Consider the following 24334-nt stretch of genomic DNA (forward strand, 5'->3'; position numbering starts at 1 on the left):
CGTCCGCCCGGGCGCGTCGGCTCAGGCCGTGATGCGCTCGAGCACGAGCGGGCCGCCGTCGTCCACGGGCTCGCCGGGGTCCCCGATGCGCCACGCGCCCTCGACCGCGTCGAGCGCACGGGCGAACCGCGCCGGCTCGTCGGCGGACAGCGTGAACAGCGGCTGACCCGCGCGCACGGCGTCGCCGGGCTTCGCGTGCAGCTCGATGCCGGCGGCGTGCTGCACGGGGTCCTCCTTGCGGGCACGGCCCGCGCCGAGGCGCCACGCCGCGATGCCGAACGGCAGCGCCTGCTGCTCGACGAGCACGCCGTCGCGGTCGGCCGTGACGACGTGCTGCTCGCGCGCCTCGGGGAGCGCGGCGTCGGGGTCGCCGCCCTGCGCGCGGATCACCCGTCGCCAGGTGTCCATCGCACGGCCGTCGTCGAGCGCCGCCTCGACGTCGGCGTCGTCCCGGCCCGCCAGCGCGAGCATCTCGCGGGCGAGCGCGACCGTGAGCTCGCGCACGTCGGCGGGGCCGCCGCCGGCCAGCACCTCGACCGACTCGCGCACCTCGTTGGCGTTGCCGATGGTGCGACCGAGCGGCACGTGCATGTTCGTCAGCAGCGCGGAGGTCGCGACCCCCGCATCCGCCCCCAGCTCGACCATGGTCTGCGCGAGCTCCCGCGCACGCTCGGTCTCGCGCATGAAGGCGCCCGAGCCGTACTTCACGTCGAGCACGAGCGCCCCCGTGCCCTCGGCGATCTTCTTCGACATGATCGACGACGCGATCAGCGGGATCGCCTCGACCGTGCCCGTGATGTCGCGCAGTGCGTAGAGCTTGCGGTCCGCCGGCGCGAGTCCGGAGCCGGCCGCGCAGATGACGCCGCCCTCGTCGCGCAGCTGCGCCATGATCTCGTCGTTCGACAGCGTCGCCCGCCAGCCGGGGATCGACTCGAGCTTGTCGAGCGTGCCGCCCGTGTGGCCGAGCCCGCGGCCGGAGAGCTGCGGCACCGCCACCCCGAAGGTCGCGACGAGCGGCATGAGCGGCAGCGTGATCTTGTCCCCGACGCCGCCGGTGGAGTGCTTGTCGGTGGTGGGCTTGCCGAGCCCGGAGAAGTCCATGCGCTCCCCCGAGGCGATCATCGCCATCGTGAGGTCGCGGATCTCGGTGCGCGACATGCCGTTGAGGAAGATCGCCATGGTCATGGCCGACATCTGCTCGTCGGCGACGTAGCCGCGCGTGTACGCGTCGACGAGCCAGGCGACCTGGTCGCCCGACAGCTCGCCGCCGTCGCGCTTGGTGCGGATGAGATCGACGGCGTCGAACGCCTCGACGGATGCCACGGTGGTGCTCCTTCGTGTGGTGCGGGCGTCGTGCGACGCCGGTGTGTCGGTTGCGGGGGCTACGCCTCGCCGCCCGAGCGGTACTCGTCGAGCTGCCTGGGGCCGAACGCGTCGGGCAGCACCTCGTCGATCGTGCGGATGCCGGAGACGGTGTCGAGGAGCATCCCCTCGACCGAGTGCTCGTAGAGCAGCTGCCGGCATCGGCCGCACGGCATGAGCACGTCGCCGTTGCCGTCGACGCAGGCGAACGCGGTGAGGCGGCCGCCGCCGGTCATGACGAGCTCCGAGACGAGCGAGCACTCGGCGCAGAGCGTCACGCCGTAGGAGGCGTTCTCGATGTTGCATCCGCTCACGACGCGGCCGTCCTCGGCGATCGCGGCCGCGCCCACCGGGAACCGCGAGTACGGCACGTAGGCCTTCGCCATGGCGGCGGATGCGGCCTGCCGGAGCGCCGCCCAGTCGACGGCAGAGGCATCGGGGAGCGTCATGGCGTCACTGTTTCTCGTACGGGATGCCGGAGGCGGCGGGCGGGCGCGAGCGGCCGACCAGGCCGGCGACCGCGAAGATCGTGACGAGGTACGGCAGCATCAGCATGAACTGGCTGGGCACGGGCGAGCCGATCACGCCGAGGATGCCCTGCAGGTTCGACGCGAACCCGAACAGCAGCGCCGCGAGGGTCGCCCGGATCGGGTCCCACTTTCCGAAGATGACCGCGGCGAGGGCGATGAAGCCCGCACCCGCCGTCATCTCGCGGTTGAACGCGGGCACCGAGACCAGGGTGAAGAAGCTGCCGCCGATGCCGGCGATCGCGCCCGCGAGCAGCATGTTCCAGTACCGGGTCGCTGCGACCTTGATGCCCACCGTGTCGGCCGCCTGCGGGTGCTCGCCGACCGCGCGGAGGCGCAGGCCCCACTTGGTGCGGAACATGCCCCACCAGACCAGGAACACGGCGATGTACATGATGTACACGACCAGCGTCTGGCGGAAGAGGATCGGACCGATCAGCGGGATCTCGCCGAGGATCGGGATCGGCAGCGTCTGGAACCGGGTCGGCGAGTTGAGCAGCGCGGAGTTCGGCACCAGCACCTGCGAGAACATGAAGCTCGTCACGCCGATGACCAGCACGTTGAGCACCACGCCGACGATGACCTGGTTGACGTAGTACGTGATGGCGAAGACGCTCAGCACGAGCGCGACGAGCATGCCCGCGACCATGGCGGCGATGAGCCCCGCGATCGGCACGCCCGTGATCGAGCCCACGACGGCGGCGGAGAACGCGCCCGCGAGCAGCTGGCCCTCGATGGCGATGTTGACGACGCCGACGCGCTCGCCGATCACGCCGCCGAGTGCGCCGAAGATGATCGGGACGGCGAGCCCGAGGGATCCGGCGAGCAGGCCGACCATCGGGACCGTGCCGCCCGCGGCGGCCCAGGCGAGGAATCCGACGAGCACCGCGACCGTGTAGACGATGACGAGCCAGAGCGGGGTCTTCCGTCGCTGCCGGGACATCCACGCGCTGGCACCGGTCGCGAGCGCCATGATCACGATGGTGACCCACGCGGTGGCCGATGAGGGCACGACGAGGTCGGGCAGTGAGAAGAAGTCGGAGCCGACGGCGAGGCGGAACGTGGTGTCGCCCTCGTGCGGGGTGAGCGCGTAGAGGATCGCGAGCAGCACCGTGAAGATGCCGAACGTGATCGGCACCTTCCAGCTGACGACGGTGACGCGGTGCTGCTCGTCGGGCGTCGCCGCGGCGGGTGCGGGTGCGGTGGCGGTCACTGGTCCACCCCCTTCGTCGTCGAACCGGTATCGGCGGCTGCCGCGGCGGCGCGCTTGGCCTTGCGCTCCCTGCGGGTCGGCTGACCCGGCTGCGGCAGGCGGAAGATCGCACGCACGAGCGGCGGCGCGGCGATGAAGAGCACGATGAGCGACTGCACCACGAGCACGATCTCGATCGGCACGCCCTCGGAGGCCTGCATGGCGAATCCGCCGGCCTTGAACGCGCCGAAGAGGATGCCGGCGGCGAGGATGCCGAGCGGCGTGGAGCGGCCGAGCAGCGCGACGGTGATCGCGTCGAAGCCGATGCCCGCGTCGATGCCGACGCTGAAGCCGCTCGTGGTGGTGCCGAGCACCTGGTCGACGCCCGCGAGTCCGACGAGGGCTCCGGCGATGGCCATGACCGTGATGTAGACGGCGCCCACGTTGATGCCGGCGACCTTCGCCGCGGCGGGGTTCTCACCGACCGCGCGGAACCGGAAGCCCATGCTCGAGCGGTTCAGCAGCCACCAGACGAACGCGACGGCGGCGAGCGACAGGATGAAGCCGAGGTGGAGGTTGAACCGCGGCCCGAGGATCTCGGGGAAGATCGCGCCGGGGTCCATCGGCGGGGTCTTCGGGTTGTTCGAGCCCGGCGCCTGCAGCAGCCCCTGCGTCGACAGCATGTACGACAGCAGGTAGAACGCGACGTAGTTGAGCATGATCGTGACGATCACCTCGTGCGCGCCCGTCTTGGCCTTCAGCACGCCGACGATGCCGCCCCACACGGCGCCGGCCGCGAGGCCCGCGAGCACCGCGATGATCATCTGGATCGGCCACGGCGAGTCGAGGCTGAAGCCCACCCACCCCGCGGCCGCGGCGGCCATGAGCATCTGCCCCTGCCCGCCGATGTTGAACATGCCCGCGCGGAACGCGAGCCCGACGCCGAGGCCCGCGACGATGAGCGGCGTGGCGAAGTTCAGCGACTCGGTGAGCGGACGGATGCCGGCGGCGAAGCTGTCCGCGCGGAAGTTGTAGACCGCGCCCTGGAAGAGCGCGGTGTACGCGCCCCACACGGCTTCCCAGATCGCCTGGAACGTGTCGGACGGGCGCGAGAAGAAGTACCCCGCGGCCTCCTGCACCTGCTCGTCGGTGAACGCGATCATGATCGAGCCGGCGATGATCGCGAGCAGCACCGAGAGCACGGAGATGAGCGCGTTGCCGGTGACGACGTTGCGCCACGCGCTCTGCCAGCGGTCCATCCCCGCGGGCGCGTGCGGGTCGTCGGCCGACGGCTGCGGGAGTTCGGTCTCCGGGCTCTTGGCCGTGCTCATGCGGCTGCTCCTTCGGGGCGTTCGCCGGCCATCATCAGGCCGAGGACGTCGCGTGGCGTGTCGGCGGGCACGATCCCGACGACCTTGCCGCGGTACATGACGAGGACGCGGTCGGCGAGGGCCTCGATCTCGTCGAGTTCCGTGGAGACGAGCACCACGGGCACGCCCGCGTCACGGGTCTCCACGATGCGCTTGTGGATGAACTCGATCGACCCGACGTCGACGCCGCGGGTCGGCTGGGCGGCCACGAACAGGCGCAGGTCGCGCGAGAGCTCGCGTGCGACGACGACCTTCTGCTGGTTGCCGCCGGAGAGCCGGCCCACCGGGGTCTGGATGCCAGGAGCACGCACGTCGAACTCCTCGAGCTTCTCCTGCGCGAAGTCGTCGCGGAACTTCAGCTGCAGCGTACCCGCCTTCACGAACGGCTCGCCGAAGCTGCGGTCGAGCATGAGGTTCTCGGCGATCGTGAACTCGCCGACGAGCCCGTCGACCTTCCGGTCCTCCGGTACGAACCCGATGCCCGCGTCGAGCGTGTCGCGCACCGAGGCGTCGACCAGCTCCTTGCCGTCGAGCATGATCGAACCGGTCACGTGGTCCTGCAGGCCGAGGATCGCCTCGGCGAGCTCGGTCTGGCCGTTGCCCTGCACGCCCGCCACCGCGAGGATCTCGCCAGCGCAGACGTGGAACGAGACGTCGTCGACGATCACGAGTCCCGACGGGTCGCTGACCGTGAGGTCCTTCACGACGAGCGCCTCGTCGCCGAGGTCCGGCGGGTCCTTCTGCACGGTGAGCTCGACCGCGCGACCGACCATCAGGGAGGCGAGCTCGGCGTTCGAGGCGGTGGGCTCGGCCTCGCCGACGACCTTGCCGAGCCGGATGACGGTGATGCGGTCGGCGACCTCGCGCACCTCGCGCAGCTTGTGGGTGATGAAGACGATCGAGGCGCCGCTCTCCTTGAGCTGGCGCATGATGCCCATGAGCTCGTCGGTCTCCTGGGGGGTGAGCACCGCGGTCGGCTCGTCGAACACGAGCACCCTGGCGTCCCGCGAGAGTGCCTTGATGATCTCGACGCGCTGCTGCACGCCCACCGGGAGGTCCTCGACGAGCGCGTCGGGGTCGACGTGGAAGCCGAACCGGTCGGAGATCTCGCGGACCTTCGCGCGGGCCGCCGGCAGGTCGAGCTGCCCGGCGAAGCCCGTCTCCTCGTGGCCGAGCATCACGTTCTCGGCCACCGTGAACACCGGGATGAGCATGAAGTGCTGGTGCACCATGCCGATGCCGGCCGCCATCGCGTCGCCCGGGCCCTCGAAGTGCTGCACCGCGTCGTCGAGGAGGATCTCGCCCTCGTCGGCGCGGTAGAGCCCGTAGAGCACGTTCATGAGCGTGGACTTGCCGGCGCCGTTCTCGCCCAGGAGGCAGTGGATCTCTCCCGGCTCGACGGTGAGCGAGATGTGATCGTTGGCGACGAGCGAGCCGAAGCGCTTGGTGATGCCTCGGAGTTCGAGCTTCATGTTCCGATCCTATTGACGGGGCCGCCGTCGGCGGCAGGGTCTCGGTGCGATTCCCACGGATGCGCGCACATGCGCTCATGGGTGCTCGGATGCGCAACGGCCTCCGTGGGTGGAGAGACACGACGGGGAGGCCGGCCGCATGGCCGTCCTCCCCGTCGCGGTGACCTCAGGTCAGCTCAGGTACGAGGTGACCTCGATCGAGCCGTCGATGATGCCGGCCTTCAGGTCCTCGATCTCCTGCTTGAGCTCGTCGGACACGGCGTCCTCGAAGTCGTGGAACGGCGCGATGCCGACGCCCTCGTTCTCGAGCGTGCCGATGTAGGTCTCCGGGTCCCACTCGTCCATGCCCGCGGCGAGCACGGCCTCGTAGGTCGAGACCTTCATGCCCTTGAGGATCGACGTGAGCACGTAGGGCTGCGTCGTCGGGTCGGTCTCGTAGAAGTCGGCGTCGACGCCGATCAGGGCGATCTCCTCACCGGAGTCGTCGATCGCGGCGATGGCCGACTGGTAGATCGGGCCACCGACGGGCAGCAGCACGTCGACACCCTGGTCGATGATGTTCTGCGCGACGTTCTTGGCGTCCTGGTTGGCCTCGAAGCCACCGGTGAAGGAACCGGTCGAGCCGTCCCAGCCGACGACCTCGACGTCGGCGCCCTTCTCGTCGTTGTAGTAGTCGACGCCCTGCTTGAAGCCGTCCATGAAGATCGTCACGGTCGGGAACTCCATGCCGCCGAAGGTGCCGACCTTGCCGGCCTCCGAGTAGCCCGCGGCCAGGTAGCCGGCGAGGAACGCCGCCTGGGCGGTGTCGTACAGCAGCGGCTTGACGTTGTCGGCGTCCTTGTTGCCGTCGAAGTCGTTGTCGGCCGCGTCGTCGACCAGGACGAACTCGAGGTCGGGGTTCGCGGTCGCGATGTCGACGGTCGGCGCCGAGAGGGCGAAGCCGACGCTCACGATGGTGTCGCAGCCCTGGGCGACCAGGTTCTCGAGGTTGGGCTCGTAGTCCGTCTCGGCGTTGGACTCGACGTCGATGAAGTCGGCACCGAGCTCGCCGGCGGCCTCCTCGACGCCCTCGTAGGAGAGCTGGTTGAACGACTTGTCGTCGAAGCCGCCCGAGTCGGAGACGATGCAGGGCAGGTAGTCGACGGTCTCGGCGGCCTCGCCGCCGGTCTCCTCTTCGGGAGCGGATGCGCAGCCGGCCAGCAGCACGACGGCGCCGAGCGTCGCCAGGCCGCCGGTCGCGGCCTTCCGGATCGAGATGGTCACTGTGTCCTCCAAGTGCGGGGGTATGCCCCGACTGACGCGGGGCCCGATGCAGTCACGTTACTCAATGTTGCGTTACGGCTCTGTGTCGCGCAGGGGTCGCGCGCGAAAGGTTATGAAGCCGCGACATTGTGCTCAGATGAGCAGCCGGTCATGGGCCGATTACGCCCCCCCGTGCGGGGGTCAGAGCACGTCGCCCGAGCCGCCCATGCGCAGCGCGTCGACCACCGACTTCACCCGCTGCGCGTGCTCGCTCGTGGTGACCAGGAGCGCGTCGGGCGTGTCGACCACCACGATGTCCTGCACGCCGATCAGGCTGATCACGCGCTTCGACCGGCTCACGACGATGCCGCTCGACGCGTCGGCCAGCACGCGGGCGTGCTCGCCGAGGATCGCGAGGTCGCTCGCGCGGCCCGCCGTGTTGAGCTTCGCGAGCGAGGCGAAGTCGCCGACGTCGTCCCAGTCGAAGGTGCCGGGGATGACCGCCAGCCTCCCCGCATCCGCCGCCGGCTCCGCGACCGAGTAGTCGATCGCGATCTTGGTCAGGGTCGGCCAGATGCGGTCGACCGCGGGACCGCGGGTGACCGGGTCGTCCCAGGCCGCGGCGAGCTCGACGAGCCCGTCGTGCAGCTCGGGCTGCGAGCGGTGCAGCTCCTCCAGCAGGCGGTCGGCCCGCGCGATGAACATGCCCGCGTTCCAGAGGTGGTCCCCGCCCTCGACGTAGGCCTTCGCGGTGTCGAGGTCGGGCTTCTCGACGAACTCGGTCACCGCCAGCGCGCCCTCGGCGCCGGGAACGTCGAGCGAGCCGCCGGTGTGGATGTAGCCGAACCCGACCGCGGGTTCGGTTGGTCGGATGCCGATCGTGGTGATGTACCCCGCGTCGGCCGCGGCGATCGCCTGGCGCACGGCGGCGCGGAACCCCTCGCGCTGGCCGATCACGTGGTCGGCCGCGAACGAGCCGATGATCACGCCCGGCTCACGGCGCTCGAGGATCGCGGCGGCGAGGCCGATGGCGGCCGAGGAGTCGCGAGGCTCGCTCTCGAGCACGATGTTCTCGTCGGTGAGCGCGGGCAGCTGCGCCTCGACCGCGGCACGGTGGGCGCGGCCGGTCACGACCATGATCCGCTGGTCGCCCGCGATCGGCGCGAGCCGTTCCCAGGTGTCGCGCAGCAGCGTCTGGCCGGAGCCCGTCAGGTCGTGCAGGAACTTGGGGGCGTCGGCCCGTGAGAGCGGCCACAGGCGGGAGCCGATGCCGCCGGCGGGGATCACGCTGTAGAAGCGCTCGTGCGCAGTGGTCTCCGTCATGCGGGTCAGGCTACCCGGTCGCCGTGTCGCGTTCATGACGAGTTCCACGGTCCGCCATCTCGGGTCCGTAGCGTCGCCGACGTGAGAGTCGCGGTGGTCAGCGAGAGCTTCCTTCCCACGGTCAACGGCGTGACGACGAGCGTCTGCCGGGTGCTCGAGTCGCTGCGGGACCGAGGTGACGAGGCGGTGGTGATCGCCCCCACCGACGGCGACGGCTCCTACGCGGGGTTCCCGGTCGTCGGAGTGCCCGCCGTCGCCTACCGGAAGTTCCCGGTCGGCCTTCCCGGGCCGAGCGTGCAGCGCACGCTCGAGGCGTTCGGGCCCGACATCGTGCACGCCGCCTCCCCCTTCCTGCTCGGCGCCGAGGGCATCGCCGCCGCGCGGCGCCTGGGCGTGCCGACCGTGGCCGTGTACCAGACGGATGTCGCCGGCTACGCGCTCCGCCACCGCTGGGGTCGCGGTGCCGCGCGCCTCGCGCGCGCCTGGGTGCGCCGCATGCACGAGCAGGCGGACCTGACGCTCGCCCCCTCGAGCGCCGCGCTCGCCGAGCTGACCGACCTCGGGGTCCCGCGCCTCGCCCGCTGGGGCCGCGGCGTCGACCTCGTCGGGTTCCACCCCAACCTCCGCTCCGACGAGCGGACCCGCGCGCTGCGCAGGGCGCTCACTCCCGACGGCCGGGTGCTGGTCGGCTACGTCGGCCGGCTCGCGCCCGAGAAGCGCGTCGAGCGGCTGCGCGCCCTCCGGGGCATGCGCGGCATCCGCGTGGTCGTCGTCGGCGACGGGCCCGCGGCGGCGGACGTCCGCCGCGCGCTGCGCGGCGTGCCCACGACGTTCCTCGGCCAACTCACGGGCGACGACCTGCGCACGGCCTACGCCGCGCTCGACGTGTTCGTGCACACGGGCACGGAGGAGACCTTCGGGCAGACCATCCAGGAGGCGCAGGCGAGCGGATGCCCCGTGGTCGCGCCCCGCGCCGGCGGCCCGATCGACCTCGTCGAGCACGGCCGCACGGGCCTGCTCTACGCGCCCGAGGACGACGACGCCCTCGCAGCTGCGGTCGCCGGCCTCGTCGCCGACCCCGCGCGCCGTGCGCGCATCGGCGAGGCCGGGCGTCGCGCGGTGCGCGAGCGCTCGTGGGAGAAGGTCTGCGGGCAGCTCTTCGACCACTACGGCGAGGTCCTGGCCCGCCGCGCGGCGGCGCTGCCCTCTGCACAGGGTTAGGGTCACCTAACCGGCATCGGCCTCCCCGGCGGGACTAGACTCGGCGCTGAGCGCTGGAGTCGCTCGTCGCCCGTGTTCCGGGCATCCAACACAGCCAGGGAGGGTCGTTTCATGTCGGATTCCACGACAGGAACCCTGACAGCACCCGAGCAGCCGGCGAAGCGTCCCCGGCCCGGCGGAACGCTGTACCGGGGGAACGAGGGCATGTGGTCGTGGGTGCTGCATCGCATCACCGGCGTCGCGATCTTCTTCTTCCTGCTCGTGCACATCCTCGACACCGCGCTCGTGCGCGTGAGCCCCGAGGCGTACAACGTGGTGATCGGCGCCTACCAGACCCCGATCATGGGGCTGGGCGAGGTCGCGCTCGTCGGAGCGATCGTCTTCCACGCCTACAACGGCCTGCGCATCATCCTCGTCGACTTCTGGGCCTGGGCGACCCGCCACCAGCGGCTGCTGTTCTACATCGTCATCGCACTCTGGGTGATCACGATGCTCGGGTTCACCCCGCGGCACCTGATCAACGTCTTCAGCCACTAGGAGGGGCACGACCATGACCACGATCGAAGCCCCCCGCTCCCCCAGCCGGCCCGCACGACGAGGCGTCAACCTCGAGAAGTGGGGCTGGATCTACATGCGCCTGTCGGGGTTCCTCCTCGTCGTGCTGATCTTCGGCCACCTCTTCGTCAACCTGCTGGTCGGCGAGGGCGTCAAGGCCATCGACTTCGGCTTCGTCGCCGGCAAGTGGGCCAGCCCGTTCTGGCAGTGGTGGGACTGCCTGCTGCTGTGGCTCGCGCTCATCCACGGTGCGAACGGCATGCGCACGCTCGTCAACGACTACACGAACCCCGGGAAGGTGCAGACGACGCTGAAGGTCGCCCTCGGCGCGGCCGTCATCGTGCTGCTCACGCTCGGCACCCTCGTGATCTTCACCTTCGACCCGTGCCCGGCCGGTTCGCCCGCCGAGCTGCTCCCCTCGTTCTGCCCCGCGGCCTAGGAGACCTGTGAACCCCGCGAACGCCACCGCCGACTCGACCGTGGTCGACGGCGTCCACTACCACCAGTACGACATCGTGATCGTCGGCGCCGGCGGCGCGGGCATGCGCGCGGCCATCGAGGCCGGGCCGAACGCGAAGACCGCGGTGATCTCCAAGCTCTACCCGACGCGCTCGCACACGGGCGCCGCGCAGGGCGGCATGGCCGCCGCCCTCGCGAACGTCGAGGAGGACAGCTGGGAGTGGCACACCTTCGACACCGTCAAGGGCGGCGACTACCTCGTCGACCAGGACGCGGCGGAGATCCTCGCGAAGGAGGCCATCGACGCGGTCATCGACCTCGAGAACATGGGCCTGCCCTTCAACCGCACGGCCGAGGGCAAGATCGACCAGCGCCGCTTCGGCGGCCACACCCGCGACCACGGCAAGGCGCCCGTGCGCCGAGCCTGCTACGCCGCGGACCGCACCGGCCACATGATCCTGCAGACGCTGTACCAGAACTGCGTCAAGCACGGCATCGAGTTCTACAACGAGTACTACGCGCTCGACGTCGTCATGACCGAGGTCGACGGCGTGGAGCAGCCCTCGGGCGTCGTGGCCTACGACCTGGCCTCGGGCGAACTGCACGTCTTCCAGGCCAAGGCGATCATCTTCGCCACGGGCGGCTTCGGCAAGATCTACAAGACCACCTCGAACGCGCACACGCTGACCGGCGACGGCGTCGGCATCATCTGGCGCAAGGGCCTGCCGCTCGAGGACATGGAGTTCTTCCAGTTCCACCCGACCGGCCTCGCCGGGCTCGGCATCCTCCTCACCGAGGGCGCCCGCGGCGAGGGCGCGATCCTGCGCAACGCCTCGGGCGAGCGCTTCATGGAGCGCTACGCGCCGACCATCAAGGACCTCGCGCCGCGCGACATCGTCGCCCGCTGCATGGTGCAGGAGGTCGCCGAGGGACGCGGCGCGGGCCCGCACAAGGATTACGTGCTGCTCGACTGCACGCACCTCGGCGCCGAGGTGCTCGAGACGAAGCTGCCCGACATCACCGAGTTCGCGCGCACCTACCTGGGCGTCGACCCGGTCTACGAGCCGGTGCCCGTGATGCCGACCGCGCACTACGCGATGGGCGGCATCCCCACCAACGTCAGCGCCGAGGTGCTGCGCGACAACGAGACCGTGGTACCTGGCCTCTACGCCGCCGGCGAGTGCGCGTGCGTCTCGGTGCACGGCTCGAACCGCCTCGGCACCAACTCGCTGCTCGACATCAACGTCTTCGGCAAGCGCGCCGGCCGCAACGCGGTCGAGTACGTCAAGACCGCCGAGTTCACGCCCCTGCCCGACGACCCGGCGGGCGCCGTGCGCGGCATGCTCGACCAGCTCCGCGCGTCGACCGGCACCGAGCGGATCGCCGCGATCCGCAAGGAGCTGCAGGACGAGATGGACCGCTCGGCGCAGGTGTTCCGCACCGACGAGTCCCTCGAGCACGTCACGGACGTGATCGCCGACCTGCGCGAGCGCTACACGAAGATCGCCGTGCACGACAAGGGCACGCGCTTCAACACCGACCTGCTGGAGGCCGTCGAGCTCGGCTTCCTGCTCGACCTCGCCGAGGTCGTCGTCTACTCCGCACGCAACCGCAAGGAGAGCCGCGGCGGCCACATGCGCGACGACTTCCCCGATCGCGACGACGAGAACTACATGCAGCACACGATGGCCTACCTCACGGGCGACCCGCACTCCTCGAAGGCGGACGACCACATCTCGCTCGACTGGAAGCCCGTGACCATCACCCGGTACCAGCCGATGGAGAGGAAGTACTGATCGTGTCGACCGCCACCACGGACGCGCCCGAGGCGACCGAGACCGCCGTTCCGTCCTTCACCGTTACCTTCATCATCCGCCGGTTCGACCCGGACGCCGACAGCGAGCCCCGCTGGCAGGACTTCGACGTCGAGATGTTCCCGACCGACCGCGTGCTCGACGCGCTGCACAAGATCAAGTGGGAGCAGGACGGCTCGCTGACCTTCCGCCGTTCGTGCGCCCACGGCATCTGCGGCTCGGACGCGATGCGCATCAACGGCCGCAACCGCCTCGCCTGCAAGACCCTGATCAAGGACCTCGACATCTCGAAGCCGATCTACGTCGAGGCGATCAAGGGCCTGCCGCTCGAGAAGGACCTCGTCGTCGACATGGAGCCGTTCTTCGCCTCGTTCCGCGAGGTGCAGCCGTTCCTGCAGGCGAGCACGGCGCCCGAGGCGGGCAAGGAGCGCATCCAGGACGTCGTCGCCCGCGAGCGCTTCGACGACACGACCAAGTGCATCCTCTGCGCCGCCTGCACCACCTCGTGCCCGGTGTTCTGGACCGACGGGCAGTACTTCGGCCCCGCCGCGATCGTGAACGCGCACCGCTTCATCTTCGACTCGCGCGACGACCAGGCCCAGGTGCGCCTCGACATCCTGAACGACAAGGAGGGCGTCTGGCGCTGCCGGACCACCTTCAACTGCTCCGACGCCTGCCCGCGCGGCATCGAGGTCACGAAGGCGATCTCCGAGGTGAAGCAGGCGATCATGCGGGGCAAGCCCTAACCGCTCGGACGCGACCGACAGGGGGCCCGGTACGTGAGCGAGCGCGCGAACCGCGACGGATCACGAGGTTCCGGCGACCCCCGCGATGAGCTCGAGGAGGGCGTCGGCGAGACCCGCGGGCGCCTCGAGGCGGTGACGGTCGCCCTGCGCGACCGATTCGAGGAGCCCGTCAGCGCCGTCACCACGCTGACCCGGCGCACCATGGAGATCTTCCCGGTGCGGGTCTGGCGCAACTTCCTCTGGCGCAACGGCTTCCTCATGTCCGCGGGCATGAGCTACATGGCCCTGTTCGCGGTGTTCGCCGCGGTCTTCGTCGCCTTCTCGGTCGCCGGCCTCTGGCTCACCTCGAACCCCGAGCTGTTCGCCGCGCTGGTCGAGCTCATCAACGCCTACGTGCCCGGGCTCATCGAGTCGGACGACGTCACCGGCGTGATCGACGCCGACGAACTCGCCGGCCTCGCGTCGAGCAGCATCAACCTCTTCACCATCGCGGGCATCATCGCCATCGGCGGCCTGCTCTGGACCGCGGTGAGCTGGATCACCTACTCGCGCATCGCGGTGCGGTCGATGTTCGGGCTCTCGCGCGACTCCCGCGCGTACCTGCTGCTCAAGGCGCGCGACTTCGTGATGGCGATCCTGTTCGGCGCGGTGCTCGTGCTCACGGCGGGCCTCAGCGTCGCGACGACCTCGGCATTCGAGTGGGTGCGCAGCGCGCTCGGACTGGAGCTCGCGTCGAACTGGACCAGCCTCGTCGTCCGGCTCGGCGGTATCGCAGCGGTGCTCGTCCTGAACACCGCGGTGCTCGCCACGATGTTCCGCTTCCTCTCGGGCGCGGCCGTGCCGTGGCGCCGACTGTGGCCGGGCTCCATCCTCGGCGCGATCGCCCTCGGCATCATCCAGTCGCTCGGGAGCACCGTGCTCGGCGCGGCCTCGCGCAACCCGCTGCTCGCGACCTTCACGGTGTTCATCGCGCTGCTGCTGTGGTTCAACCTCACCAGCATCATCACGCTCGTGGCCGCATCGTGGATCTCGGTCTCCGCCGCCGACCGCAACGAGACGCTCCGCCGGGTCACGCCGGAGCAGCTCGAACGTGAGCGCCGCGAGCGCGAGCGGAACGCACGCCTGCTCGCCGCCCGCGTCCAGGTGCGCGAGGCCGAGCAGGCCGTGGCGGATGCCAGCTTCTTCCGCCGTCCGCGCGCCCGGCGCCGGCTCGCGAACGCCGAACAGCGCCTGGTGGACCTGCAGGCCCGCTTCGACGCGGAGGATGTCGCCCGCCTCCCATAGAATTCTCGGCATGCCCACGAAGCCCGTCCGCGTCGCCAGCGTCAACGTCAACGGCATCCGGGCCGCGTTCCGCCGGGGCATGGGCGATTGGCTGGCCGCGCGCGACGTCGACATCCTGGCCCTCCAGGAGGTGCGCGCCTCGACCGACGACCTGACCGGCCTGCTGGGCGAGGAGTGGGACGTACTGCACGACCCCGCGACCGCGAAGGGCCGCGCGGGCGTCGCGCTCGCGAGCCGCCGGCCAGCCCGCATCCACCGCGTCGCCCTCGGCCCCGACGAGTTCGACTCGGCCGGCCGCTGGCTGGAGGCCGACTACGACTTCGACGGCTCCTCGATCACGGTCGTCAGCACCTACGTGCACTCGGGCGAGGCCGACACCCCGAAGCAGGTCGAGAAGTACCGGTTCCTCGACGCCATGGAGGAGCGGCTCCCCCGCCTCGCCGCGCACGCCGAGCACGCCGTCGTCGTGGGCGACCTCAACGTCGGCCACCGCACGCTCGACATCCGCAACTGGAAGGGCAACCGGAAGAAGGCCGGGTTCCTCCCCGAGGAGCGCGCCTACTTCGACCGGTTCGTCGGCTCCGAGGAGGACGCCGACTACAACGCCGGCGCCGGGCTCGGCTGGGTCGACGTCGGCCGCCGCCACCACGGCGAGGTCGAGGGGCCGTACTCCTGGTGGTCGTGGCGCGGGAAGGCGTTCGACAACGACTCGGGGTGGCGCATCGACTACCACCTCGCGACCGGCCCGCTCGCGGCATCCGTCGTCGACTACTCGGTGGACCGCGCCGCAGCCTACGACGAGCGATGGTCCGACCACGCTCCCGTCGTCGTCGACTACGCCATCTGAACCCCAAGGACCCCACCATGACCTCCACCACCCCCGTGCTCTTCTCCGGGATGCAGCCCTCGGGCGACTCGCTGCACCTCGGCAACTACCTCGGCGCCCTCGTGAACTGGGTCGCGCTGCAGGAGCGCTACGACGCCTACTACTGCGTCGTCGACCTGCACGCGATCACCGTGGCGCAGGACCCGGCCGCGCTCCGCGAGAGCGCGCGCCGCACCGCCGCCCAGTACATCGCCGCCGGAATCGACCCCGAGCGGTCCACGCTGTTCGTGCAGTCGCACGTGCCGGCCCACGCCGAGCTGGCCTGGGTGCTCTCCACGATCACGGGCTTCGGCGAGGCGAGCCGCATGACCCAGTTCAAGGACAAGTCCGCGAAGCAGGGCACGGATGCCACGACGGTGGGCCTGTTCACCTACCCGGTGCTCATGGCCGCCGACATCCTGCTCTACGACACCGCGCTCGTGCCGGTGGGCGACGACCAGCGCCAGCACCTCGAGCTCACGCGCGACCTGGCCGGCCGCTTCAACAGCCGGTTCGGCGAGACGTTCCGGGTGCCCGAGGCGTACATCCCCGAGGTCACCGCGCGCATCTACGACCTGCAGGACCCGACGTCGAAGATGTCGAAGTCGGCCGCATCGGATGCGGGCCTCGTGAACCTGCTCGACGAGCCGAAGCGCACGGCGAAGAAGATCCGCTCGGCCGTGACCGACACCGAGCGCGAGATCCGCTTCGACCGCGCCGCGAAGCCCGGCATCTCGAACCTGCTCGACATCCACTCGGCCGTGAGCGGGAAGTCGATCGCAGACCTCGAGGCCGAGTACGCCGGTCGCGGATACGGCGACCTCAAGGTCGAGCTGGCCGAGCTCGTCGTCGAGCGGGTCGAGCCCATCCGCGCGCGCACGCTCGAGCTCATGGCCGACCCGGCCGAGCTCGACCGGCTGCTCGCGGTCGGGGCCGACAAGGCCGACGCCGTGGCGCGCGAGACCCTCGCGAAGGTGTACGACGCCGTCGGTTTCATCCGCCGCCGATGAGCCCCGCCGACCCGGTGGTGCTGCGCACCGAGCGACTGGTGCTCGACCAGCCCACCGCGGACGACGTCGACGACATCGCGCGGTACTGCACCGACCCGGTGTTCGAGCACACGGTGACCACGCCGTGGCCGTACGAGCGCCGGCACGCGGTGGGATTCGTCGAGGAGTTCGTGCCGAACGGGTGGGCGGGTCGCACCGAGCGCACGTGGGCGATCCGCTGGCACGGCCGGCCGCAGCTGCTGGGCGTGGTCGGCCTGCGCACGGCACGCACGAGCGTGGGCTACTGGCTCGGTCGCGAGCACCGCGGGCTCGGGGTCATGTCCGAGGCCGTGCGGCGCGTGGTCGACTACGCGTTCGACCCGGGCGGGCTCGACGCCGACCACGTGGCGTGGGAGGCGGTGGCGGGCAACGTCGCCTCCGCGCGCGTCGCGCGCGCGGCCGGCTTCGCGTTCGACCGCGGGGACCGGAGGCCGGTGCGACTGCGCGACGGACGGCCGTTCCCCGCGTGGCACGCAGTCGCCCGCCGCGGCGGCACGGCGGGCCCGGCCCGCGACTGGCCCGCGGAGGTCGGCGCCCCGTGACGACCGGCGCGATCGGGGTCGAGGTCGTGCTCTTCGACCTCGACGACACCCTGCTCGACCACCGCGGCGCGGTGGAGGCGGGCATCCTCGCCCACGCGCGCTCGCAGCGCTACGACCTGCTCGACGAGGCGGGCGCACAGCACCTCTGGCGCGACCTCGAGGAGGAGCACTACCACCGCTACCTCGCGGGCGAGACCGACTTCCACGGCCAGCGGCGCGACCGGGCGCGCGCGTTCGCGGCCGCGCACGGCCACGCGCTCGACGACGCCCAGGCGGGCGATTGGTTCGCCGCCTACTCCGCGCGCTATCGGGCGGCCTGGGCCCTCCACGCCGACGCCCTCCCGACGCTCGATGCCCTCGCCGACGCGGTGCACGGCATCCGCTTCGGCATCATCACGAACGGCGAGCTCGACCAGCAGGCCGTGAAGCTCGACGCGGTCGGCCTCACCCGGCGCATGGAGCACCTCGTCGCATCGAGCGAGGTCGGCGCGACCAAGCCCGACCCCGCGATCTTCGTCGAGGCGTGCGCGCGCTTCGGGGTGGCGCCGGAGCGCGCCGTGTACGTCGGCGACCGGCTGCGCACCGACGCCATCGGCGCGGCTCGTGCGGGCCTCGACGGCATCTGGATCGACCGGCTCGGCACCGAGCCCGATCCGGCGGATGCCGCCGAGGCGACCGCCCTCGGGGTGCGGCGCATCGGCGGGCTCGACGCGCTGACCGGCCTCGTCGCCGGCGTCTGAGGCGGCCCGTCCGAGGGCGGGCGCCACGGGTGCGCGCAGCGGGAATACCCCGTGCGCGCGAACGTTGATCTACACTCGAGAACTAGAAACGTGCTCCGGGGTCGGTGAAAGTCCGAGCCGGCGGTGACAGTCCGCGAACCGAGCGCTCGATCTCCATTGGGTCGGGCGCGAGGCCGAACCGGTGGAATTCCGGTACCGACGGTGAAAGTCCGGATGGGAGGCAGCACGTGCCGCAGGCGTCCGCGCCGGCGGCCTGATCGGCGTTGCCGAGCCCCGGAGTCCGCGAGGACGAGAACCGGGAACCATGGGCAGCACCAGCGCCGCGCACCCCGCACCGGCGGGAGCCGCATCGACGCGCGCCGCCGAGACGGCCGCGATGCGCCGTGCGCTCGAGCTCGCCGCACGGGGTCCCCGACGCGGCATCAACCCGCGCGTCGGCTGCGTGCTCCTCTCCCCCGGCGGCGAGGTCATCGCCGAGGGCTGGCACCGCGGTGCCGGCACCCCGCACGCCGAGGTCGACGCCCTCGCGCGGCTCGAGCCCGGCGCCGCACGCGGCGCCACCGCGATCGTGACCCTCGAGCCGTGCAACCACACCGGGCGCACCGGGCCGTGCTCCGAGGCGCTCATCGCCGCGGGGGTCGCGCGCGTGGTCTACGCCGTCGATGATCCCGGCGTGCACTCGGCGGGCGGGGGGCGTCGGCTCGCCGACGCCGGCGTCGACGTCGAGCAGGGCCTGCTCGCGGACGAGGCCGAGGCGCTCATCGGCGATTGGCTGTTCGCCGAGCGGCACGGGCGGCCGTTCGTCACGGTCAAGTGGGCGTCGACCCTCGACGGCCGCATCGCGGCCGCCGACGGCACGAGCCGCTGGATCACGGGGCCCGAGGCCCGCGCCGACGTGCACGTGCGCCGCGCCGCCGCCGACGCGATCGCGGTCGGCACCGGCACGGTGCTCGCCGACGACCCCGCGCTGACCGCCCGCGACGCCGACGGCGGGCTGCGCGCCGACCAGCCGGTCCCGGTCGTGTTCGGGCGCCGGGAGCTCCCCGACGACGCGGCGGTGCTGCACGGCCCGCACCCCGCGCTCCGCCACGACGGCACGGACCTCGTCGGCGACCTGCGCGAACTGCAGCGCAGCGGCATCCGCTCGCTCTTCGTCGAGGGCGGCCCGACGCTCGCCACCGCGTTCCTCGCCGCCGGGCTCGCCGACGAGGTGGTCGTCTACCTCGCACCCGCCCTGCTCGGCGGGCCGCGCCTCGCCGTCGGCGACCTCGGCATCGGCACCATCGCCGAGGCGCTCCGCCTCGAGACCACCCACGTCGCACGACTCGGCGACGACCTGCTGGTCGTCGCCCGCCCCGCATCCGCACGGCCCGGCGCCGCGGACGCACCGAACGGAAGGACCTGACATGTTCACGGGCATCATCGAGGAGATCGGCCGCGTCACGCGCATCGAGCGCACCGCCGATGCGGCCAGGCTCACCGTGCAGGGGCCGCTCGCGGTCTCCGACGCGCGCCACGGCGACTCGATCTCGGTGAACGGCGTGTGCCTCACCGTCGTCGACCGCGACGACGAGTCGTTCACGGCCGACGTGATGGCGCAGACGCTCGCGATGTCGACGCTCGCCGACGTGCGCGAGGGCGACCGTGTCGACCTCGAACGGGCGGCGAAGGTGGGCGACCGCATCGGCGGCCACATCGTGCAGGGGCACATCGACGGCACCGCCGAGGTCGTCGAGGTGCGGCCCGGCGAGGCATGGCGCGTGCTGCGGTTCGCGATCGACCCGGCGCACGCGCGGCTCGTGGTCGACAAGGGCTCGGTCGCGCTCGACGGCGTCTCGCTCACCGTCAGCGCGGTCGGCGACGACTGGTTCGAGGTCTCGCTCATCCCCGAGACCCTCACGGCGACCACGCTCGGCGACCGGGTCGTGGGCGATCGCGTGAACCTCGAGACCGACATCCTCGCCAGGCAGGTCGAGCGGATGCTCCGCCTCGGCGGCCACGACGACCTGCCGTCCTCGCTCGCCGCGCCCGCCGCGCCCGCGCCGATGGGAGGCCTCGCATGAGCCTCGCCGAGATGCCCGAGGTGCTGGCCGCGCTGCGCGACGGCAAGCCTGTGCTCGTCGCCGACGACGAGGGCCGCGAGAACGAGGGCGATGCGATCATCTCGGCCGCGCTCGCGAGCCGCGAGTGGATCGCCTGGATGGTGCGCCACACGAGCGGCTACCTCTGCGCGCCGCTGCCGAACGACCTCGCCGACCGGCTCGAGCTCCCGCTCATGACGCTCGAGAGCCAGGACCCGCGGCGCACGGCCTACACGATCACGGTCGACGCCGCCGAGGGCGTGACCACCGGCATCAGCGCGTCCGACCGCGCGCACACGCTGCGCGTGCTGGCCGACCCCGACGCCACCCCGGCCTCGCTCATCCGCCCCGGGCACGTCGTGCCGCTGCGCGCCGTGGACGGCGGCGTGCGACAGCGCCCGGGCCACACCGAGGCCGCGGTCGACCTCATGCGCCTCGCGGGCCTCGCGCCGGTCGCGGCGATCGGCGAGATCGTCGCCGACGACGGCGAGATGATGCGCCTGCCTGGCCTCATCGAGCTCGGCGAGCGGGAGGGGCTGCCGGTCACGACGATCGCGGCGCTGCTGAGGTACCTGCGCGACGCGCCGGCCACGAACGGCGAGGTGCCGGTCGTCGGGCCGGCGATCGGATCGCAGCCGGCCCGGGCGCCCGAGAGCGGCCGCGTGGAGTTCGAGGTCGAGACGACCGTGCCGACCGAGCACGGCCCGTTCCGCATGCGCGCCTACCGCGACCGCACGACCGGCGCCGATCACCTGGCGATCACCGCCGGCGACCCCTCGTCGCCCGGTGCGCTCGTGCGCGTGCACTCCGAGTGCCTGACCGGCGAGGCGTTCGGCTCGCTGAAGTGCGAGTGCGGCCCGCAGCTCGACGCCGCGCTCGCGGCGGTGCAGGAGCACGGCGGGGTCGTCGTCTACCTGCGCGGCCACGAGGGCCGCGGCATCGGCCTGGTCAACAAGCTGCGCGCCTACCGCCTGCAGGAGGACGGCCTCGACACGCTGGACGCGAACCTCGCGCTCGGCCTGCCCGCCGATGCGCGCGACTACGGCGCGGCCACCGCGATCCTGCGCGACCTCGGCCTCGACGCCGTGCGGCTGCTCACGAACAACCCCGAGAAGGTGCGCCAGCTCGAGGCACAGGGCATCACGGTGCTCGAGCGCGTGCCGCTGCTGGTGGGCGTCGGCGCACTCAACGAGGCGTACCTCGAGACCAAGCGCGACCGCATGGGTCACGCGATCGACACCGTCGACCTCACCGAGCCGGCGGCGCACCACCTCCTGGAAGGACGCGCATCATGAGCGGAGCAGGCTCCCCCACCCTCGACGTCGACGGCACCGGCCTGTCGGTCGTGATCGTCGCCGGAAGCTGGCACGACGATATCACCGACGGGCTCATCGCCGGCGCGGTGCGCACGCTCGAGGCATCCGGGGCCGACCACTCGCTCGTGCGGGTGCCCGGCAGCTTCGAGCTGCCCGTGGTCGCCAAGGCCGCCCTCGAGGCCGGGGCCGACGCGGTGGTGGCGCTGGGCGTCATCATCCGCGGCGGCACCCCGCACTTCGAGTACGTCTCGTCGGCCGCGACCGACGGCCTCACCCGGGTCGCGATCGACACCGGCAAGCCGGTCGGGTTCGGGGTGCTCACCCTCGACGACGAGCAGCAGGGACTCGACCGAGCCGGGCTCCCCGGCTCGAAGGAGGACAAGGGCGCGGAGGCCGCCGAGGCGGCAGTCGCCACGGTGCGCGCGCTGCGCGCGGTCGGACGCTGAGGCAGGGCGAGCGGATGCCCCGGGGCATCCGCTCGCCCTGATCAGTCGAGGAACAGCGCGCGCAGCCGCTTCGTGGTGAACACGACGCCGACCACGATCATCACGGCGTAGTAGAGCACGTGCCAGAGCAGCCCCCAGTGCACCGCTCCGGTCGTGAGCCCGCGCACGAGTTCGACGCCGTGCCAGAGCGGCATCGCCTGGATGATCCACTGCACCGCCTGCGGGTAGACCGTGATCGGGAAGAACGTGGCCGACAGCAGGAACATCGGCAGCAGCACGAAGTTGATCCAGTCCATCTGCTGGAACGTCTTCATGTAGCTCGTGATCGCCATGCCGAGGCTCGCGAAGCCGAACGCGATGAGCAGCACCGCGGGCAGCGCGAGCAGCGCCCACCACGACAGGTTCAGCCCGAGCGCCTGCATGACGACGAGGAACCCCGAGGCGTAGAACGCACCGCGGAGCAGGGCGAGCGAGATCTCGCCGAGCGCCACGTCGAGCGGGCCCAGGGACGTCGCGAGCATGCCCTCGTAGAGCTTCGCGAAGTTCATCTTGAAGAAGACGTTCCAGGTCGAGTCGTAGATCGCGCCGTTCATGGCGGCGACCGCGAGCAGCGCCGGGGCGATGAACGCCGCGTACGAGACGTCGCCGCCCGCGGTCGCGACCTCGCCGACGAGGGCGCCGAGGCCGATGCCCATCGACAGCAGGTAGAAGATCGGCTCGAAGAAGCCCGAGACGACGATCATCCAGTTCGAGCTGCGGGTGGCCCGCCAGCCGCGCGCCATGACGGCGCGGGAGTTGCCGGCGTAGAGCGAGGCGACGCCGCGCCCGCCGGTCGGGGCGGTGGGGTCGGTGGTCGTGGCGGGTGCGGTCATCGTCCGAGCCTCCGTGCGGCGATGCGCCGCGATGCGATCCAGCCGAACGCCGCCATCGCGACGAGCACGGCCACGTGCACGACCGTGAGCCACAGCGGCTCGGGGTAGCCGTAGGCGAAGACGCGGCTGAGCTCGGTGGCGTGCCAGAGCGGCGAGACCCAGCCGATCGGCTGCAGGAACCAGGGCAGCTGGCTGAGCGGGAAGAACGTGCCCGAGAACAGCGTCATCGGCAGCACGAGGAAGCGCATGACGAGCGCGATCTGCCCCGTGTCCTGCTCGAGCGTCGACACGTACGCCATGAGCAGGTGGCCGAACGCGAGCCCGCCGAGCGTTGCCGCGAGCACGGCGAGGTACCCCAGCGGCGACGGCACCGCGCCGAACAGCAGCATGAACAGGTAGTACACGGCGCTCGTGGCGAGGATGCGCGCGGTCACCGAGATGACGATGCCGTCGACGATCTGGCCGGGCCGGATCGGCGCCGCGTGCATGCCCGTGAACGTGGGGTTCCACTTGTAGCCGAGCATGATCGGGTACGAGAACTCCTCGGTCGCGACCGTGATGGCGGCCGACGCCAGCAGCGCGGGCGCGACGAACACGAGGTAGGGCACACCCTCGGCGCCCGGCTGCGAGGCGACCGGGGCGTCGATCAGCGACGCGAGCCCGGCCCCGAGCCCGTACAGGTAGATGATCGGGCTGCCGATGCCCGTGGCGAGCATGGTCTGCAGGTAGGACCGCATGACCCGGAACCGGTGCTCGGCGACGTACCAGGCGCCGAGGCGACGCGGACGCGCGCCCGCGGCGAGCGCGCGTGCGGTCTCGGGACGGGTGGCCTCGGGGGCATCCGTCGCCTGCTGCCGGGGTGACTCGGCGCTCATTCGATGAGGCTCCTGCCCGTGAGGCGGAGGAACACGTCCTCGAGCGAGGAGCGGCGCACGAGGCTCGTGATCGGGTGCAGGCCCGCCTCGGTGATGCGCACGAGCTCGGCCTCGCCGTTCGCGCTGTAGACGAGGATGCGGTCGGGCAGCACCTCGATGCGCTCGCCCACCCCCTCGAGCCGCTTCGCGACCTCGGCGTTGCGGTCGGCGCCGAAACGCAGTTCGAGCACCTCGCGCGACGAGTGGGCGCGGATGAGCTCGGCGGGGGTGCCCTCGGCCATGATGCGGCCGTGGTCGACCACGATGAGGCGGTCGCAGAGCTGCTCGGCCTCGTCCATGTAGTGCGTCGTGAGCACGAGCGTCGTGCCCTGCTCCTTCAGGCGGAAGAGGCGATCCCAGAGGATGTGGCGCGCCTGCGGGTCGAGGCCCGTCGTCGGCTCGTCGAGCAGCAGGATGCGCGGGTCGTTGATGAGCGCCCGGGCGATCGTGAGTCGCCGCTTCATGCCGCCGGAGAGTGCATCGACCTTGGCCTTCGACTTCTCCTCGAGCTGGGCGAACGCGAGCAGCTCGTCCGCGCGCTCGGCGATCTGCCGTCGCGGCAGGCCGAAGTAGCGGCCGTACACGAGCAGGTTCTCGCGCACCCGGAGCTCGGTGTCGAGGTTGTCGGCCTGGGGCACCACGCCGAGCTGCGAGCGGATGTCGGGACCGTACGCGTTCGGGTCGAGCCCGAGGATCTCGAGGTCACCGCTCGTGCGGGTGGAGACGGCGCCGACCATGCGCATGGTGGTCGACTTGCCGGCGCCGTTCGGGCCGAGCAGGCCGAACGACTCCCCCGGCGAGACCTCGAACGAGATGCCGTCGACGGCGGCGACCTCGTCGTACTGCTTGCGGAGGTCGCGGGCGGTGATCACTGGTGCGGGCACGGGAGAACTGTAGTCGAGGGCGGCGACATCGGATGCCCCGCCGGCAGCCCTGCGTACG

The 24334-nt window shown here is 71.5% G+C and carries 24 protein-coding genes and 1 riboswitch; of the genes, 14 read left to right on the forward strand and 10 right to left on the reverse strand.

Features of this window, described 5'->3' with window-relative positions; translation table 11 throughout:
• Window positions 1-21: 21 nt before the first annotated feature.
• From QMG39_RS01870 to QMG39_RS01900, 7 genes are all read right to left on the reverse strand, one after another.
• Window positions 22-1323, reverse strand: coding sequence for a thymidine phosphorylase (locus QMG39_RS01870; protein WP_281882128.1), 1302 nt, complete (start codon window positions 1321-1323; stop codon window positions 22-24).
• 59 nt (window positions 1324-1382) lie between these two features.
• Entirely contained in the window at window positions 1383-1811 is a 429-nt protein-coding gene (locus QMG39_RS01875; protein ID WP_281882130.1) for a cytidine deaminase, read from the reverse strand.
• A 4-nt stretch (window positions 1812-1815) separates the two neighbouring features.
• On the reverse strand, window positions 1816-3102 hold the full coding sequence (locus tag QMG39_RS01880; protein WP_281882131.1) for an ABC transporter permease: 1287 nt from the start codon (window positions 3100-3102) through the stop codon (window positions 1816-1818).
• Window positions 3099-4412: an ABC transporter permease gene (locus tag QMG39_RS01885; RefSeq protein ID WP_281882132.1), complete on the reverse strand. Its 1314-nt coding sequence runs from the start codon at window positions 4410-4412 to the stop codon at window positions 3099-3101. The genes QMG39_RS01880 and QMG39_RS01885 overlap by 4 nt, the downstream gene beginning before the upstream one ends.
• Complete coding sequence (locus QMG39_RS01890; protein WP_281882133.1) at window positions 4409-5923, reverse strand: ABC transporter ATP-binding protein; 1515 nt, start codon at window positions 5921-5923, stop codon at window positions 4409-4411. The genes QMG39_RS01885 and QMG39_RS01890 overlap by 4 nt, the downstream gene beginning before the upstream one ends.
• A gap of 171 nt (window positions 5924-6094) precedes the next feature.
• A complete protein-coding gene (locus tag QMG39_RS01895) occupies window positions 6095-7186 on the reverse strand; it encodes a BMP family lipoprotein (protein WP_373878288.1) in 1092 nt (363 codons plus the stop codon).
• A gap of 180 nt (window positions 7187-7366) precedes the next feature.
• Window positions 7367-8488, reverse strand: a complete 1122-nt coding sequence (locus QMG39_RS01900; RefSeq protein ID WP_281882134.1) for a mannose-1-phosphate guanylyltransferase — start codon at window positions 8486-8488, stop codon at window positions 7367-7369.
• 81 nt (window positions 8489-8569) lie between these two features.
• On the opposite strand from QMG39_RS01900, the gene QMG39_RS01905 reads away from it, so the two are divergent.
• The 14 genes from QMG39_RS01905 (at window position 8570) to ribH (ending at window position 21606) form a co-directional block, all read left to right on the forward strand.
• A complete protein-coding gene (locus tag QMG39_RS01905; protein ID WP_281882135.1) occupies window positions 8570-9709 on the forward strand; it encodes a glycosyltransferase family 4 protein in 1140 nt (379 codons plus the stop codon).
• A 111-nt stretch (window positions 9710-9820) separates the two neighbouring features.
• Window positions 9821-10246: a succinate dehydrogenase, cytochrome b556 subunit gene (gene sdhC / locus QMG39_RS01910; protein ID WP_281882136.1), complete on the forward strand. Its 426-nt coding sequence runs from the start codon at window positions 9821-9823 to the stop codon at window positions 10244-10246.
• Window positions 10247-10259: 13 nt separating this feature from the next.
• Complete coding sequence (locus QMG39_RS01915) at window positions 10260-10703, forward strand: succinate dehydrogenase hydrophobic membrane anchor subunit (protein WP_281882137.1); 444 nt, start codon at window positions 10260-10262, stop codon at window positions 10701-10703.
• 7 nt (window positions 10704-10710) lie between these two features.
• Window positions 10711-12519 (forward strand): succinate dehydrogenase flavoprotein subunit, encoded by a 1809-nt coding sequence (gene sdhA, locus QMG39_RS01920; protein WP_281882138.1) that lies wholly within the window; start codon window positions 10711-10713, stop codon window positions 12517-12519.
• A 2-nt stretch (window positions 12520-12521) separates the two neighbouring features.
• On the forward strand, window positions 12522-13283 hold the full coding sequence (locus QMG39_RS01925; RefSeq protein ID WP_281882139.1) for a succinate dehydrogenase iron-sulfur subunit: 762 nt from the start codon (window positions 12522-12524) through the stop codon (window positions 13281-13283).
• 33 nt (window positions 13284-13316) lie between these two features.
• Complete coding sequence (locus QMG39_RS01930) at window positions 13317-14567, forward strand: YihY/virulence factor BrkB family protein (protein ID WP_281882140.1); 1251 nt, start codon at window positions 13317-13319, stop codon at window positions 14565-14567.
• Between the two features lie 10 nt (window positions 14568-14577).
• Entirely contained in the window at window positions 14578-15414 is an 837-nt protein-coding gene (locus QMG39_RS01935; RefSeq protein ID WP_281882141.1) for an exodeoxyribonuclease III, read from the forward strand.
• Between the two features lie 17 nt (window positions 15415-15431).
• Window positions 15432-16442 carry a tryptophan--tRNA ligase gene (gene trpS, locus QMG39_RS01940; RefSeq protein WP_281882142.1) on the forward strand — a complete coding sequence of 337 codons (1011 nt, stop codon included), beginning with the start codon at window positions 15432-15434 and terminating at the stop codon, window positions 16440-16442.
• Window positions 16439-17023 (forward strand): GNAT family N-acetyltransferase, encoded by a 585-nt coding sequence (locus QMG39_RS01945; RefSeq protein WP_281882143.1) that lies wholly within the window; start codon window positions 16439-16441, stop codon window positions 17021-17023. Before trpS ends, QMG39_RS01945 begins: the two co-directional genes overlap by 4 nt.
• A complete protein-coding gene (locus tag QMG39_RS01950) occupies window positions 17020-17763 on the forward strand; it encodes an HAD family hydrolase (RefSeq protein WP_281882144.1) in 744 nt (247 codons plus the stop codon). Before QMG39_RS01945 ends, QMG39_RS01950 begins: the two co-directional genes overlap by 4 nt.
• Window positions 17764-17849: 86 nt before the next feature.
• Window positions 17850-17994, forward strand: a riboswitch (FMN riboswitch).
• Between the two features lie 73 nt (window positions 17995-18067).
• Window positions 18068-19168: a bifunctional diaminohydroxyphosphoribosylaminopyrimidine deaminase/5-amino-6-(5-phosphoribosylamino)uracil reductase RibD gene (ribD, locus tag QMG39_RS01955; protein ID WP_281882145.1), complete on the forward strand. Its 1101-nt coding sequence runs from the start codon at window positions 18068-18070 to the stop codon at window positions 19166-19168.
• 1 nt (window position 19169) lies between these two features.
• Window positions 19170-19826: a riboflavin synthase gene (locus QMG39_RS01960; RefSeq protein WP_281882146.1), complete on the forward strand. Its 657-nt coding sequence runs from the start codon at window positions 19170-19172 to the stop codon at window positions 19824-19826.
• On the forward strand, window positions 19823-21139 hold the full coding sequence (ribA, locus tag QMG39_RS01965) for a GTP cyclohydrolase II (protein WP_281882147.1): 1317 nt from the start codon (window positions 19823-19825) through the stop codon (window positions 21137-21139). Before QMG39_RS01960 ends, ribA begins: the two co-directional genes overlap by 4 nt.
• Window positions 21136-21606, forward strand: coding sequence for a 6,7-dimethyl-8-ribityllumazine synthase (gene ribH / locus QMG39_RS01970; RefSeq protein WP_281882148.1), 471 nt, complete (start codon window positions 21136-21138; stop codon window positions 21604-21606). Before ribA ends, ribH begins: the two co-directional genes overlap by 4 nt.
• A gap of 41 nt (window positions 21607-21647) precedes the next feature.
• Here the strand turns inward: ribH and QMG39_RS01975 are convergent, their stop codons facing one another.
• From QMG39_RS01975 to QMG39_RS01985, 3 genes are read right to left on the reverse strand one after another with little or no spacing between them, the layout of a single operon-like run.
• The gene (locus QMG39_RS01975) at window positions 21648-22478 is read right to left on the reverse strand and encodes an ABC transporter permease (protein ID WP_281882149.1); all 831 of its coding nucleotides are present in this window, start codon (window positions 22476-22478) and stop codon (window positions 21648-21650) included.
• Window positions 22475-23353: an ABC transporter permease gene (locus QMG39_RS01980; protein ID WP_281882150.1), complete on the reverse strand. Its 879-nt coding sequence runs from the start codon at window positions 23351-23353 to the stop codon at window positions 22475-22477. Before QMG39_RS01980 ends, QMG39_RS01975 begins: the two co-directional genes overlap by 4 nt.
• A complete protein-coding gene (locus QMG39_RS01985) occupies window positions 23350-24276 on the reverse strand; it encodes an ABC transporter ATP-binding protein (RefSeq protein WP_281882151.1) in 927 nt (308 codons plus the stop codon). The genes QMG39_RS01980 and QMG39_RS01985 overlap by 4 nt, the downstream gene beginning before the upstream one ends.
• Window positions 24277-24334: the final 58 nt, after the last annotated feature.

This window comes from Agromyces rhizosphaerae (genome assembly GCF_027925245.1).
GTDB classification, from domain to species: Bacteria; Actinomycetota; Actinomycetes; order Actinomycetales; family Microbacteriaceae; genus Agromyces; species Agromyces rhizosphaerae.

What these genes read in the sequence shown, in the direction of transcription:
- QMG39_RS01875 (WP_281882130.1), bottom strand. Translation starts at nt 1,811, where the DNA reads ATGACGCTCCCCGATGCCTCTGCCGTCGACTGGGCGGCGCTCCGGCAG.
- QMG39_RS01885 (WP_281882132.1), bottom strand. Translation starts at nt 4,412, where the DNA reads ATGAGCACGGCCAAGAGCCCGGAGACCGAACTCCCGCAGCCGTCGGCC.
- QMG39_RS01890 (WP_281882133.1), bottom strand. Translation starts at nt 5,923, where the DNA reads ATGAAGCTCGAACTCCGAGGCATCACCAAGCGCTTCGGCTCGCTCGTC.
- QMG39_RS01900 (WP_281882134.1), bottom strand. Translation starts at nt 8,488, where the DNA reads ATGACGGAGACCACTGCGCACGAGCGCTTCTACAGCGTGATCCCCGCC.
- sdhC (WP_281882136.1), top strand. Translation starts at nt 9,821, where the DNA reads ATGTCGGATTCCACGACAGGAACCCTGACAGCACCCGAGCAGCCGGCG.
- QMG39_RS01915 (WP_281882137.1), top strand. Translation starts at nt 10,260, where the DNA reads ATGACCACGATCGAAGCCCCCCGCTCCCCCAGCCGGCCCGCACGACGA.
- QMG39_RS01935 (WP_281882141.1), top strand. Translation starts at nt 14,578, where the DNA reads ATGCCCACGAAGCCCGTCCGCGTCGCCAGCGTCAACGTCAACGGCATC.
- trpS (WP_281882142.1), top strand. Translation starts at nt 15,432, where the DNA reads ATGACCTCCACCACCCCCGTGCTCTTCTCCGGGATGCAGCCCTCGGGC.
- QMG39_RS01945 (WP_281882143.1), top strand. Translation starts at nt 16,439, where the DNA reads ATGAGCCCCGCCGACCCGGTGGTGCTGCGCACCGAGCGACTGGTGCTC.
- ribD (WP_281882145.1), top strand. Translation starts at nt 18,068, where the DNA reads ATGGGCAGCACCAGCGCCGCGCACCCCGCACCGGCGGGAGCCGCATCG.
- QMG39_RS01960 (WP_281882146.1), top strand. Translation starts at nt 19,170, where the DNA reads ATGTTCACGGGCATCATCGAGGAGATCGGCCGCGTCACGCGCATCGAG.
- ribA (WP_281882147.1), top strand. Translation starts at nt 19,823, where the DNA reads ATGAGCCTCGCCGAGATGCCCGAGGTGCTGGCCGCGCTGCGCGACGGC.
- ribH (WP_281882148.1), top strand. Translation starts at nt 21,136, where the DNA reads ATGAGCGGAGCAGGCTCCCCCACCCTCGACGTCGACGGCACCGGCCTG.
- QMG39_RS01975 (WP_281882149.1), bottom strand. Translation starts at nt 22,478, where the DNA reads ATGACCGCACCCGCCACGACCACCGACCCCACCGCCCCGACCGGCGGG.
- QMG39_RS01980 (WP_281882150.1), bottom strand. Translation starts at nt 23,353, where the DNA reads ATGAGCGCCGAGTCACCCCGGCAGCAGGCGACGGATGCCCCCGAGGCC.